This is a genomic window from Peribacillus sp. NPDC101481 (assembly GCF_044767165.1).
GTDB lineage: Bacteria > Bacillota > Bacilli > Bacillales > DSM-1321 > Peribacillus.
The window spans coordinates 1,501,088-1,515,828 of sequence record NZ_JBIWNJ010000001.1 but is presented as its reverse complement, the minus strand read 5'-3'; the positions used below and the strand labels follow the sequence as shown (position 1 = coordinate 1,515,828).

Below are 14,741 nucleotides of genomic sequence, written 5' to 3'. Positions count from 1 at the left end.
TAAAAATATCACTAGTTGGTCAAAAGTTAGTATTAAGTTAGTAATAAAGTGTTCAATATTTACAGGGTATTTACAAAAATCGCAAATTCGTTTTACAAATGGCTTTTATACTAAGGGTGTATTAAAGGAGGTGAACGGTTTGCTAAAATTACAAAATATTAGCAAGCAATTCGATGGAAAATCAGTTTTGGATAATATAAATCTTGAAATAAAAACGGGGGAGATCGTTTCACTATTAGGACCAAGTGGAAGCGGCAAAACTACTTTATTACATATAATTTTGGGCTTGACGGGTATCAATCATGGAAAAATCATTTTCAATGATACCGATTTGAGTAACGTGCCCATGAAAGACCGGGGATTTAATATCGTTTTCCAGGATTACGCTCTTTTCCCGCATTTGAATGCCTATGAAAATATCGTTTATGGATTGAGGAACAGGAAGGGATCCGTTTCCAAGGAAGAGCTTCAAGAATACATAGATTTCCTGGAATTAACACCGCATTTAAAAAAAAGGATCAGCGAATTATCCGGGGGTCAGAAGCAAAGGGTTTCGATCGTAAGGACTCTTGTAATGAAACCGAAAATCCTATTACTTGATGAGCCGCTGAGTGCTTTGGATGGTGTGATCAAGGAATCGATAAAGGAACGCATCAAATCCATTGCCCGAGAATTTAAGCTCACGACGATCATAGTGACACATGACCCGGAAGAGGCTTTGACGATGTCCGATAAGATTTTGATCATTAATCAAGGGAATATTTCTCAATTTGGATCGCCTCAAGAAATCATCAATCAGCCAGCCAATGATTTTGTGAAGGAATTCATTCTTAAACAACTGGAGATCAAGAGAGAAAATATTTACAACTTATTCGGTGAAAAGTATGCCTGATGTAAAACCGGCAATGAGAGTCATTTATATACCTATCTTACTGCTATTTGCCGCTTTTCTTTTCTTGCCGCTTGGGATATTGTTCGTCCGTTCTTTTGAAACGGCTGATGGAATCAGTCTCTCGAATTATCTAACGGTCCTTTCAAATGCAGAGCTGATGATGTCATTTGGAAACAGCGTGAAAATCTCAGGGCTCACAGCTGTCATTACGACCGTTTTAGCCTTTTTTCTGGCCTATTCCATCCATTGCACCCGATTATATAGGCCGTTAAAAAGTGTAATTAAAACAGGGATCCTTATTCCGATGCTGCTTCCGACGATAACTTTCGGGTTTGCGATCATCTACTCTTTCGGAAATCAAGGAATCATAACGAAGATTTTTGGAAGGAATCTATTCGATATATACGGATTTAATGGATTATTGATAGGTTATGTGATTTATACATTGCCATCAGCTTTTCTGCTCATTAATAATTCCTTCAAGTACATGGATAAAAAGTTCATCATCGTTTCAAAATTAATGGGTGACGGAACGATAAGAAGTTTCATGAATACGATCATACGGCCATTATCGGGAACTTTGGGAGGAGCCTTTGTACTTTCATTCATCTTGAGCTTCACCGATTTTGGGATACCGGCTTCAGTCGGCGGGACCTACTCCGTTGTTGCGACGCAGCTGTATCAAGTCATGCTAGGTTCAATCCCTGATTTCAATAACGGTGCAGTGATTGCCATTCTCATGCTCATTCCGGTAGTATTCAGTGTTTTTCTATTAAACTATCTCGAAAAACTTAATTTTCATTATGACAAGTTCAGCGATATCGAAATGACGAAGCACATAGGAAGGGATATATGTTTTGGGGGTATCTCGCTGCTGGTCTTGATAGGGATGTTTTCTGTATTTGCGGTCATGTTCATTACACCATTTTTAACTAGTTTCCCTTACGATCTCTCGTTCACCATAAAGCACTTTATCGACACATTCCAATCAAGCGATTTAACGGCAGTTTATAAAAACTCCTTATTCGTTGCCTTGATGACGGCTGTAATGGGAACGTTCATCGCCTTTAGCTCTGCGGTTTTGAATGTCCGGACGCCCCTTAAGGGGAAATCGTCAATGGATGTCATTTCGATGCTGACGAATACAGTACCGGGAATGGTGTTGGGCTTATCGTATTTGCTGCTGTTCAACGGCAGCAGCTGGAAGGGAACCTTTGCCATCATCATTCTATGTAACATTGTCCACTTCTTTACAACACCCTATTTAATGGCGAAGAACTCTTTATCCAAAATGAACCCTGGTTGGGAAACCACCGGGAATCTATTGGGGGATAGCTGGATCAGGACAATCTATCGTGTCATTCTGCCAAATTCGGCATCTACGGTGATCGAGATGTTCAGCTACTATTTCATCAATAGTATGGTGACGATCAGCGGAATCATATTTTTGGTCACGGCCCAAACCACATTAGTGGCCAGTAAAATTAAAGAGCTTCAGCATTTTGCGAAATTCAATGAAATATTCATCCTGTCTTTACTTATCTTTTTTACAAATCTAGTCGTGAAGCTGCTTTGTGATCATTATCAAAAAAGACAATTCAAACATTAATGAGGGGGATATTATGTCTAAAACATTGAAGATAGCCTTACTTTCTTTAGTTGCTTTAAGTTTGGTATTTGTATTGGTCGGCCGTAACAGCGGCAAAGCGGATGAGGAAAAGGTGGTCATTTATACGAATGGAGATGAAGAAGCCACTGCAGCAATGGAGACTTCCCTGAAAGATGCCGGATATGAAGGGAAATACGTCCTTCAATCATTAGGCACATCTGAATTAGGAGGGAAACTGCTCGCAGAAGGCGCTGAAATCGAGGCCGATGTCGTGACGATGAGTTCCTATTTCATTGAAAGTGCCCAAGATCAGCACTCCATGTTCAAGGACCTGTCATTCAGTGCAAAAGCTTTGGAAAAAAATCCAGCCTATTACACGCCGATTTTGGCAAATACCGGTTCCATTTTTGTAAATACGGAAGTGCTTAAACAAAAAGGCCTGCCGATGCCTACCTCGATTAAGGATTTAACAAAGCCGGAATATAAAGGATTCGTTTCAATTCCTAATATCCTGGACTCTTCAACAGGGTGGCTGTTAGTTCAAGCAATAATCAGTCAATACGGTGACGCAGAGGGGAAAAAGGTTCTCCATGATTTAATAGCAAATAGCGGTCCGCATCTTGAGAGCTCAGGTTCAGGTCCAATCAATAAAGTTCAAGCAGGGGAAGTGGCTGCCGGTTTTGGTTTACGCTACCAAGCCGTGATGGCTAAAGAGTCGGGTTTACCGATCAAATTCGTCGATCCGGTTGAGGGGAATTTCTCTTACACGGAATCCGTTGCTGTCGTGAATAAAGATAATGAAGGTAAAACAAGTTTAGCAATGAAAATGGCAGAAACAATCAGTAAAGATGCTAGAGAAGAATTGCTGAAACATTACCCGGTCGCACTTTATGAAGGTGAAAAGGTAACGGAAAAGAACAAACCGGCCCATCCTAAGAAATACAAGCAGCCCCTAACGGTTGAATTATTAAAACAGCATCAAGAGTTCTTTAAATCAGCACAATGATGAATACAGTGAGGAGTGAAGTAAAATGAATACCTATAAACTATTAACGCCTGGACCGCTGACCACTACAAGTACGGTGAAACAGGAAATGCTTGTTGACCGCTGTACGTGGGAAATTGATTATAAAGAAATTACACAAAAAATCAGATCCCAGCTTCTTGAATTGGCGTATGCTGCAAACGGAGAATATACGGCTGTACTTATGCAGGGAAGCGGCTCGTTTGTTGTAGAATCTGTGCTCACGACTGCACTTTCAAAATCCGATAAAGTGCTGATCATAACGAATGGTGCATATGGGAAACGGATTGTGAAAATGGCGGAGTGCATCGGGCTGAATCATGTGGAGTATGGCGTTGAGTACAATGAGTTTCCAAATGAAGCTGAAATCCGGAACATTTTACTGGATGATCGTGACATCACACATATAGCAATGGTTCATTGTGAAACGACGACAGGGATTTTAAATCCGATAGAAATGGTTTCGAAGATATCACAGGAACAAGGAAAAATTTTGATCATTGATGCGATGAGCAGCTTTGGCGGAGTTGACATGAATGTGCCTGAACTCGGAATTGATTATTTGATCAGCAGTGCAAATAAATGCATTCAAGGAATCCCCGGTTTTGGTTTTGTCATCGTAAAGCTTGAGAAATTATTGGCTTGTGAAGGCAATGCCCGCAGTTTGTCCTTGGATTTATATGATCAGTGGAAAGAGATGGACAAGGATGGGAAATGGCGTTTCACTTCTCCAACACATGTAGTGGCCGCGTTTGCTAAAGCGTTGGAAGAATTAACGGAAGAAGGCGGCATCCCAGCTAGATTCTCCCGCTATAAAAATAATAATGACAGGCTGAGGGAGTTGATGGGAAAATTGGGCATTCATGCATATATCTCACCTGATAAACAATCGCCTATCATTACAACTTTCCTTTTTCCAACTGAAGCCTTTGATTTTGAGGACTTCTATAATTTTATCAAAGAGAGGGGATACGTAATATACCCTGGAAAGCTTACTGACATAGATACATTCCGAATTGGCAATATTGGCGAAATCCATGAAGAAGATATCGAGGAACTTGGCAGGATCGTAGAAAAATATATGAAAGTGGTGACAGTATGAATAAGGTAGAAGGAATCATTTTGGATTGGGCAGGAACAGCTGTGGATTTTGGATGTTTTGCACCAGTGAATGTTTTTGTGGATATTTTTAAGAATGCTGGACTGGACGTGACGATGGAGGAAGCCAGAGCTCCGATGGGCATGCTGAAAATCGACCATATTCGTGCGATGCTGACCATGCCAAGGATATCTTCGTTATGGGAGGAACAATACGGAAGGCCATTAAATGAGGAAGACGTTGAAAAACTATATGCTGAATTCGAACCGGCACTGATGATGTCATTGGCGGATCATACAGATCCCATTCCGGGGGTTATCGAGACGGTGGAAGCATTAAGGAATCGGGGCCTGAAGATTGGGTCGACAACGGGATATACGGATACAATGATGGAGGTCGTCACAGCAAATGCTTTGCAAAAAGGGTATCGGCCGGATTTCCATGTAACCCCGGATCAAACCGATTCGATTGGAAGGCCTTATCCTTACATGATATATAGGAATATGGAAAAATTGAAGTTAGCGGCTTCATGGAAAGTAGTGAAGGTGGGCGATACCCTTTCCGATATGCAAGAGGCAGTGAATGCTGGAGTATGGTCGGTCGGAATCATTGTCGGAAGCTCTGAGATGGGATTGAGTTTGGATGAGTATACGAGTTTACCAGAACGAGATAAACAAAACCTCATCTCTAAAACGGCAGGCACATTTATGCAAAACGGAGCCGACTTCACCATCAAAACGATGGAGGAACTGCCTGAACTCATAGATACCATCAACCTTCTTATAGCAGACGGGAAAAGACCTCGTTCAAACTAACATTCATCACAAAGAAAGTGCAGCATCTTTCATCCTTGAGTAGGGATGAAGGATGGCTGCACTTTTTCACTTTTGGACTGGTTATTACCTCTATTCTCTTTATTCTTTTTACAAGGTGAGGATAGACTTACGACATCAATCTTTTCATTAGATAACCATTCGATAGATTAATCCAGTAATGGCCTGTAGGTCTCATACCGACAATAGTTTATGTCTAATCCGTTTTTCATCTTTTTTATAAACAGCGTGACTTTATTTTAAATCTACACTATAATTTTCTTCGATTTTTAATACTGGTGGCTGTTTTTTAAGTCCTTTTGTCAATACAAGTAAATAAATGAAGCCTATTATTAACCAACTTACTCCAAGTACTTTTGAGTGCGCATCAAGATTCACAAGAAGTAAAATATCAAGGGCAGCTCCAATAATAGGAACAAATAAATATAAGACAGTTCCTTTTACCGAACGTTCTCTATTTCTAATATAATAATGAGCAATTACGGAAATATTAACACAAGTGTACGCAAGAAACGCCCCGAAATTAATAAATGATGCTACAAGATCTAAACTTAAAAATAAAGCAAGCAAAGAGACAAAACTAATGATCAGTATATTATTTACGGGTGTTCTATATCTCGGATGCAGGCTGCCAAAGAACTTTTTAGGAAACTGTCCATCTCGCCCCATCGTATAGAGGACTCGTGATGCACTTGCCTGGGACGACATGGCACTACCCAATACAGCTAATGCATAAAGCGCAAGATATACTGAGTACATCGCCTTTCCACCAACAAGTTTAATAATTTCGTAGGCAGCCGAATCAGGATTATTAAATGTGTTATACTCTGGCCATACAAGATACGAGAAATATGAAACACTTGTAAAGATTAAACCACCACCAAGAGTAATTAAAATAACAGCTCGGGGAATTGTTTTCTTAGGGTTCACTGTCTCTTCCGCAAACGCTGTAACTGATTCAAACCCAAGGAAACAAAAGCATAATAAAGCTGCTCCAGCTATTGTATAAGAAAAGGGTTCTTTCGAATTATAGAATGGCTCAAGAGATAAAAGAGTTGCCGTGCTTTCTCCCATAAAAATTTCCTTAATGGAAAAACCTATAAAGATAACGATAAAAAGAAAAGCAAAAATCGTTATGAATGCGTTTACATTTGTGGCAATCTTCAATCCTTTAATATTAATAAAAGTGACGAGAATCAGCATACCTAAAATCCAGATGTAACTTGGAATTGTAGGAAAGGCTGCTGAGAAAAAAATACCAAATACTAAATAATTCACCATGGGCATAAATAAATAATCCATTAAGATCACCCATCCGACAAGAAATCCAACAGAGGGATTGAGCGATTTTTGCGTATAAACATATGCAGAACCTGAAGATGGAAACGCAATTGCCATTTTCCCATAACTGTAAGCAGTAAACATCATTACCACTAGAGCAACTATCATTGCTCCCGGAACCGTACCGTGGGAAATATTGGCCGCAATACCATACGTAGTAAAAGCTGTGGTTAACCCCATAAATGAAAAACCAAACAATACAACTGGAATGAGTGTCAGTGTTCTATCCGTTTTACTTAAATTTGACATGTAAAATACTCTCCTCTTTTACCTGATTTAACTTTTTACAAGAAATAGGATCAATATTATTACATCTTTTTTAATGCGTGGTTTTCTAGAAATCATAAAAAAGTCAGAAAGATGCTAGGGAGCCTACTTTGAATTATCCATGAATTTGTTGTCTTGTTTCCCCATTCCTCGTAAGGAATTCCGTCTGCAGAATAACAAAGATAATTCCTGCAAAAATCTTCTCGCCGGCATCTTTACTGACTCCTGGAATTTCTTTAGTAGCGACTTGTTCAATAACGTGTACACTGATTTCTAATCAATCGAAATGAAACGTAGGATATGAGATGACTCTAAGAACGCTTTATTATTTTGACAATAGTAACTCCGTTTTTATATCTGTATAAGGCATGTCATGATTGATCCCAACTTCGTGATGAACAATTTCACCGTTCAAAGTGCTGATACAATTTCTTACTATTACATCATTTTCTACAACCTCTTTCAAACCATTATTCGCAATGTTCATAATATATGGGCCGGTTGTCATCAGCATCATGTTTGTCGAGGTTTGTGGACATAGAGCCGGCATATTCGGGACACAGTAATGTAGGACTTCTTGTTCGTAGTAAACTGGATCCTCTAAAGTCGTATAACGTGAGGTTTCAATTATACCCGTTCCTGCAATATCAATAATAATAGAATTAGGTTTCATCTTACTGACCATCTCTCGTGTAATGAGAGGCTCGGTTACCCCTGGCATCGGATAAATTGTATTAATTAAAACATCACTTTGAATAAGTTCTTCAAACATCATATCTTTATCCCAACCCAAAATGTCCACCTGTGGCAACTGGTTGTTCAAATAATCAATGCGTTTCATTGATGCTTCCATGATTGTTACATTCAATCCAAGACCCACAGCAACTTGCGCAGTATTGAGTCCAGCATTGCCACCACCAAGTATGAGTACATTGCTCGACGGTAAACCGGCCAGTTTCCGGAGAAGTATACCTTTTCCTCCATAACCATATTGAGCATATTTGACTGCTTCAAGCATTGCTAATGTTCCGGCAATTTCACTCATTGGTTTAATGGTAGGTCTTGTCCCGTCAGGTAAAACGATTAATTCCATTGATAATGAAATGGCTTTTTTATCTAGTAATGCCTGTGTCATTTCATGATTTACATCTTCTGCCAAATGAAACCATGCCATTATCATTTGATCTTCTTTAAGAAGGCCGTATTCATAGGGTTGAAGTTCCTTCACTTTAACAACAAATTCTGCCTTCTCATAAATTTCGTCAATCGTGTTTACTATTTTTGCTCCAGCCAAAACATATTTCTCGTCACAAAAACCACTAGCTTCTCCTGCCATGCTTTGTATTAGTACTTCATGACCGTAAGCTGTTAATTTTTTTACCCATGTTGGATTTAATCCCACTCTAGTCTCTGCAGTTTTTAATTCTTTAGGAACTCCTACTATCATTGTTCATTCTCCTTTTTAATTGCATTTAATTTATTGAACATTCTAAAATCTTACAGGGAAATGATAACCCTTTCATTAGACACGGGGTTAAATTTATATTAGTTTTTTTTTAACCAAGCACTTTTGGCCATTTTGTACTTTTATGAATATAGCATTGGTGAAAAGTGATGATTTTTCCATTGTTTATCGAATGTTTTGGTCGTTTAAAGTTTCAGTACTCCACCGTTCATGCACACATATAACTGATGAATAATGGTGAGAATTATGATAGATTATCAGGTTGATTAAGGTTTTCAACAAAGCACGTAAAAGAACTTACCTATAGACATTGGTCGTATTACTTGGGGTTAAACAAAGATAGGGTACCATATTTTATGGGCTTAGACTTTCTAGTATAGTTATAATAAGATGATACAGCTAACCATTATTAAATGAGGAGGTACATATGCTTACAGTACAAGATGTTCTTAAGCGCTCACTCTTTTCAAAGACGGAGGTAGTTGCGGGGGCAAACGGGTTGCACCGTCAAGTCAAATGGACACATGTCCTTGAAATTCCGTTTTTTGATGATACCATCTTTCAGGGAGGGGAACTGATACTCTCCACCGGATTTGGGTTTGAATGGAGAGACTCCTCTAATACTTCATTTTTGTTAAATCTAATCGAACGCAACGCCTCATGTTTATGTATAGAACTTGGACACCACTTCGACAGGGTCCCTAAAGAAATGATCGAGATGGCAAATGAGTATAACTTTCCGATTATTATTTTCAAAGAATTCATAAATTTCGTCGAAATAGCACAGGATCTACATTCGTTTATCATTAATGCTCATCATGAGAAGTTGGTTACACTAGATTCTATTTCCAGAAAGTTCCATTCTTTGTCACTCACTACTCATGGGTTATCAAATATTTTAAAGTTGTTGCAACAGAAGACAGAAGCACCAATAATCTATCTTCCTATAGAAGGAACACCTTTTTCGATTCCAGGATTGAAAAATGAATTTATGGAAAAGCTACTTCACACGATTTATGAAGATAAAGAACACTGGCATGGCCGAATTACAAATGATTCGCCCGTTGAATGGAAGGCATTGAACCATACTATTCTTCTCCAACCGATCGGAGCAATGGATCAAATCTGGGCGTACCTTGTTATGGTTTTAGATCGTGAATCGGATGAATTTGATTTCCTAATCCTTGATCGTGCTTCTCTAGCAATCTCACAAGACTTATTGCGCAAACATTATTTGGATGAAAAACGATTACGTTTAGAATCTACATGGCTAAATGATTTACTTAATAGACGCATCAATAATGAGGAACAGGCAAGGGGATTTATTTCTTTAAAATCGAAGCGCGCTTCTATACATTATCGAATAGCAATCATTGATATCGAAGATGTTTTTCATCCGTCTTCATTAGGTTTATCGGATGAAGAAAATGAATCCGCTATTTATCATTATTCTTTAAAAATTCGGTCTGGGTTCGCAAAATATTCTTTTACACCCTATATCACGTCTGTAAGAAATCAGATTATTGTATTAGCTATTGATCTTGGAACTGCCGATTCCTCTAAGGCACGCTTCTTGAAAGTGATCAATGCCTTGCTATATGTTAAAGAAGGTGAATCTAGCCAAATCCGTATAGGCGTTGGGCGACAATACCAGTTACTTTTGGATGCTCATACTGGTTATCGAGAAGCGCAGTTAGCTTTAAATTATCGTATGTTTTCGACAAGTGCCTTTTACGAAGACCTTGGCATCTTTCGGTTGATACAATTAATTCAGCATGATCAAGATACAGCACATTTTATTGAAGACTATCTCTCTCCTTTAATATCCTATGATAAGGAGTATGGAACGGAATTGCTTCTGACATTAGCAAAATACTTTGAGCTTGATCGCTCAAAGAAGCTTACTGCTCAAAAATTACATGTTGTAAGACAAACACTCTATCATCGGCTGGAAAAGATAAAAAAGATTCTTGATCTTGACTTTGATATGCCGGAGAACAGATTAAACGTTGAAATGGCTTTGAAAGCATATCAACTTATACAGCAAGTGGAAGTACCTACGAAGTAGTTATCAACCGCCAACCACGGGGCGATGTTAAGGCCGAGGATAAAAATATTTTAGCAATAATATTCATTGACGTCCCATACCCTTATTCCTTTTTTAACCTAATTTTTCATACTAATTGTAATACTCCACTTATCATTTATACGTACTTAATGAATGGTAAGTTTTTAATAAATCCATATTGTAAAAAGTGAGAAAAGAGTGTACGATTAAATGAGAATGATAATCAATCACATTTGATTACCGGGGAGTGGACGTAAATGGAACAGCAAGATTTATTTGATGTAACGGTTATTGGGGGAGGGCCAGCAGGTCTTTACTCCACTTTTTATAGCGGACTTAGAGAAATGAAAGTTAAACTGATTGAATACCAGCCACGGCTAGGCGGGAAAATTCATGTCTATCCAGAGAAAATGATTTGGGATGTAGGAGGGCTGACACCCACTACTGGGGAAAAATTAATTGAGCAGTTAGTGGAGCAAGGTTTAACATTCAATCCAACAGTCGTCTTGAATGAAAAAGTGGAATCAATCACTCGTAATGAAGAAGGTATCTTCGTTTTACATACCGCTTCAGGGCAAATGCACTTTTCCAAAACGATCATTGTCGCGGTTGGCGGCGGAATTCTGAATCCGCAAAAGTTGGAAATAGACGGGGCTGAAAGGTTTGAAGTCTCCAATTTAAACTATACTGTTAAGTCTTTCAATCGATTCAAGGATAAGACGGTGATCATTTCAGGCGGCGGGAATTCTGCAATAGACTGGGCAAATGAATTGGAGCCCATCGCCAAAAAGGTGTATCTGACATACAGGAAAGATAGTTTAGCAGGTCATGAATCACAAGCAAGGCAATTGATGGAAAGCTCTGCTGTTTGTTTCTTGAATACCACGATTACAAAACTGATCGCCTGCGCTGATCATGAATCAATTGAACATGTTGAACTGACGAATCACGCAACGGGAGAGGTTTCTTACTTTCCGATCGATGAAGTCATCATAAATCATGGTTATGAGCGTGATACATCTCTGCTTCGAAATAGTAAAGTGGATATTGCCATAGCCGACAATTATTATATTGAAGGTACTCCTTCAAGTGAATCCTCGATGGATGGAATATACGCTGCCGGTGATATCTTAAGTCATGAAGGTAAATTGAACCTGATAGCAGGCACTTTTCAAGATGCTGCAAATGCCGTAAACAAGGCAAAGCAATATATCCAGCCTGACGCTCACGGAGTGGGAATGGTTTCTTCCCATAATGAAATCTTTAAAAAGCGCAACAGGGAATTGATCAAGGAAATGATGAAACCGGCTGGGGTACTTTAAAGGGAAACGGAAAAAGCTCCAGGGCCTCATGGGCCCTGGAGCTTATAGCAGTTTATAGAGATTCTTTAATGACCTTCTTGTAATGAAATACGGATAGGATTCCGAAGATCGAATACAATGCCGTGTATAATGCCATAACGATGATCATCGGTGTCCAAACTTCGGTCCCGAATAAGAACCATCCTGATTGGACTGCGAAATAACTGTGAAGCAGACCGACGACTAAAGGAATGCCGAAATTGAAAACTTGTTTTGCTTGGATTCCCCTTAGTAAGTCACCACGCGTGAATCCCAGTTTTCTTAAGATAGTATAATTGGATTTTTCACCTTCACTTTCATCCATTTGTTTGAAATATAGGATACAGCCGGATGTGATGAGGAAGGTTAACCCTAAGAAGCCGACGATGAACATGATAAGCCCCATGTTCTTCTTCTGGGTGTTGAACATTTCAAATTGGGAATCATTCACATGTTCTTCTTTAAAACTCATTTTATTGAATAGATCATTCGCTTTTTCAAGTTCAGCTTCATCCTTCACATCAATGCCGATATTAACGGATGATACTTTTTGGATTTTCGGGTCGACATCCTTTTTCAAACGGTCGAATATCGTTTGGTCTACAATGGCAACGGGCAGTCCGCCATTCGTGAAGTAATAGGACAGGAAGGTATCATCATTCAAGCCCATATATGTTTGCGGAATCACTTCATTTTTGCCCTTCAGTTCAATCTTTCCGGAATCCTTCAAGGACATGACCTTCTCCATCATATTACTGTATCCGCTGAAAAGGGTCTCATCTTCAGCGAGGTTGATTCCTTTAACGGATTCATCACTGATGACGGGAACGGTCATGATGTCGGGATCAAAGTTCACTCCTTCGAGGCTAGTCTCCATAATTTCCTTTACATTGACATCCACTTGAATGACATCGATCACCTTTTCGTCATAATCAATTTTACTGTCGGATAAAGCTTTTTTGAATGTATTCGCATCTCCCTTATCCGTCATCGAAAAATCGGTGGGGATACTGCTTTGTGCCATTTTCTCCGCTGAGTAGTAGGAGATATAGCTTAATGATAATAACCCGATCGCCAAAGCGGAAACGGTCGTGATGATCGTCAATAATATCGCATTCGATTTCATCCGGAACATGATGGATGAAAGGGACAATACTTCATTAATGTTCAAATAGCCATTTTTCTTTTTACGGATGATATTAAAGATGAAGCTTACGGATCCTTTATAGAACAGATAGGTACCGATGATGACGGTTGCCAAAATGAATATCATGGCCATAAAAAGCTCGGTCATCTCTGTAAAAGCTCCATCGAATAATTTGGATGAAACGACATAGCCAGCAATGATCAGGATGATTCCGAATATCCCGAGGATCATTTCGAACATCGAAACCTTTTTCACTTTTCCTTCCGTCATTGAAGTCACTCTAAATAATGATAGAATGGTTTGCCTTTTAATGAAGGTATAATTCATCAACATGATTAAAAGATAGATGGCGCTAAAAACGAGCAAGGTTTGCACTAGCGGCTGAAAAGAAAATTTAAGAGTCGCGATCGCCTGGACACCCATTATTTTAAATAGTATCATGATGATCAATTTTGAAGCGGCAAACCCTACAAAGATTCCGAGGAATACGGAACAGAAATACAGGATCAGGTTTTCCACACTCAGGATACGGAATATCCTGTTCTTCGTCATGCCTATCAATTGGAATAAGCCAATTTCTTTACTGCGTCTTTTTATGAAAATGCTATTGGCATATAAAAGGAATATGGAAACAATCGCAACAAGCAGGATCGATGCAGCCTTGATGGAGGCGGCCCCTTTCACCGTACCCTCCGCTTCATCCAGCGATGGGTCATATTGCAAGGTGACAAAAGCAAAGTAAAGGGAAGCGCTGAAGACCAGGGCAAACACATACAGATAATAGTTCTTCAGATTTTTCTTCAGATTTCGCAAGATGAGTTGATTAATGCTCATTTTGAACCCCTCCCAATACACCTTGTGTTTTCATGATGTCCTTGAAGAAGGTTTGTCTGGATTCTTCACCTTTATTCAATTGGGTATATATTTGACCATCTTTAATGAAAATGACTCGGCTGCAATAACTGGCCGCCACTGGATCATGGGTTACCATGATGATGGTCGCTTTGCGCTTTATATTCATTTCGCTCAGTTTGTTCAGTAAATCGGAAGCTGATTTTGAATCAAGCGCCCCAGTCGGTTCATCGGCAAATATGATGCTTGGATCATGGATGAAAGCCCGTGCTGCAGACGTTCGCTGTTTTTGACCACCGGAAATTTCATTTGGGTATTTATCCTTCACTTCATATATGCCCAGTTCCTTCGCCACGCTATCAAACTTTTGTGCCGCTTCATTAGCGGGCGTTTTTGTAATGGATAAGGGCAAAAGGATATTTTCTTTGACAGTCAGTGTGTCCAATAGGTTATATTCCTGGAAGATGAAGCCTAGATGGTTTTTCCGGAATTCGGCCAAATTCTTTTCTTTCATCCCTGAAATCTCTTTTCCATCGATCGTAATGGTGCCGTTGCTGATTTTATCTATCGAGGAAAGGACATTCAGCAAAGTCGTTTTTCCTGAACCGGAAGCACCCATGATACTTACGAACTCACCTTCTTGTATGCTTATATCGAGACCCTTTAAGACTTCTTGTTTATTGAATTTATTACCATAGCTTTTATGGATTTTTTTCGCTTCTAATATATTCATTTGGATACACTCCTTTTTTTCTATATCCTCATTATAAAAGGCCATGTATTTCTTTTCCTTCGTTTGGACGA

At 39.2% G+C, this 14,741-nt stretch carries 11 protein-coding genes and 1 pseudogene; 7 read left to right on the top strand and 5 right to left on the bottom strand.

The features are described 5' to 3' along the window. Positions 1-139 precede the first annotated feature (139 nt). From ACIROD_RS07260 to phnX, 5 genes are read left to right on the top strand one after another with little or no spacing between them, the layout of a single operon-like run. Entirely contained in the window at positions 140-892 is a 753-nt protein-coding gene (locus ACIROD_RS07260) for an ABC transporter ATP-binding protein (RefSeq protein WP_402939071.1), read from the top strand. Next, the gene (locus tag ACIROD_RS07255) at positions 885-2,501 is read left to right on the top strand and encodes an ABC transporter permease subunit (RefSeq protein ID WP_402939068.1); all 1,617 of its coding nucleotides are present in this window, start codon (positions 885-887) and stop codon (positions 2,499-2,501) included. Before ACIROD_RS07260 ends, ACIROD_RS07255 begins: the two co-directional genes overlap by 8 nt. Positions 2,502-2,514: 13 nt before the next feature. Further along, entirely contained in the window at positions 2,515-3,507 is a 993-nt protein-coding gene (locus tag ACIROD_RS07250) for an extracellular solute-binding protein (RefSeq protein ID WP_402939065.1), read from the top strand. Positions 3,508-3,532: 25 nt separating this feature from the next. Further along, positions 3,533-4,627 (top strand): 2-aminoethylphosphonate--pyruvate transaminase, encoded by a 1,095-nt coding sequence (phnW, locus tag ACIROD_RS07245; RefSeq protein ID WP_402939062.1) that lies wholly within the window; start codon positions 3,533-3,535, stop codon positions 4,625-4,627. After that, positions 4,624-5,439 carry a phosphonoacetaldehyde hydrolase gene (phnX, locus tag ACIROD_RS07240; RefSeq protein ID WP_402939059.1) on the top strand — a complete coding sequence of 272 codons (816 nt, stop codon included), beginning with the start codon at positions 4,624-4,626 and terminating at the stop codon, positions 5,437-5,439. Before phnW ends, phnX begins: the two co-directional genes overlap by 4 nt. Positions 5,440-5,501: 62 nt before the next feature. Here phnX and ACIROD_RS26205 read toward each other — a convergent pair. From ACIROD_RS26205 to ACIROD_RS07230, 3 genes and pseudogenes are all read right to left on the bottom strand, one after another. Next, positions 5,502-5,644 (bottom strand): annotated as a pseudogene (locus ACIROD_RS26205) (IS110 family RNA-guided transposase); the annotation flags it as partial. 47 nt (positions 5,645-5,691) lie between these two features. Then, positions 5,692-7,047, bottom strand: coding sequence for an APC family permease (locus ACIROD_RS07235; protein WP_101223023.1), 1,356 nt, complete (start codon positions 7,045-7,047; stop codon positions 5,692-5,694). A 343-nt stretch (positions 7,048-7,390) separates the two neighbouring features. Further along, complete coding sequence (locus tag ACIROD_RS07230; RefSeq protein WP_101223022.1) at positions 7,391-8,512, bottom strand: alanine dehydrogenase; 1,122 nt, start codon at positions 8,510-8,512, stop codon at positions 7,391-7,393. Between the two features lie 445 nt (positions 8,513-8,957). Here ACIROD_RS07230 and ACIROD_RS07225 point away from each other — a divergent pair, with 445 nt between their 5' ends. Next, entirely contained in the window at positions 8,958-10,598 is a 1,641-nt protein-coding gene (locus tag ACIROD_RS07225; protein WP_402939054.1) for a PucR family transcriptional regulator, read from the top strand. Positions 10,599-10,855: 257 nt separating this feature from the next. Further along, on the top strand, positions 10,856-11,920 hold the full coding sequence (locus ACIROD_RS07220) for an NAD(P)/FAD-dependent oxidoreductase (RefSeq protein ID WP_402939051.1): 1,065 nt from the start codon (positions 10,856-10,858) through the stop codon (positions 11,918-11,920). A gap of 52 nt (positions 11,921-11,972) precedes the next feature. On the opposite strand, the gene ACIROD_RS07215 is transcribed toward ACIROD_RS07220, so the two are convergent. Next, entirely contained in the window at positions 11,973-13,919 is a 1,947-nt protein-coding gene (locus ACIROD_RS07215; RefSeq protein ID WP_101223019.1) for an FtsX-like permease family protein, read from the bottom strand. After that, complete coding sequence (locus ACIROD_RS07210) at positions 13,909-14,670, bottom strand: ABC transporter ATP-binding protein (protein ID WP_402939046.1); 762 nt, start codon at positions 14,668-14,670, stop codon at positions 13,909-13,911. The genes ACIROD_RS07215 and ACIROD_RS07210 overlap by 11 nt, the downstream gene beginning before the upstream one ends. Between the last annotated feature and the right edge of the window lie 71 nt (positions 14,671-14,741).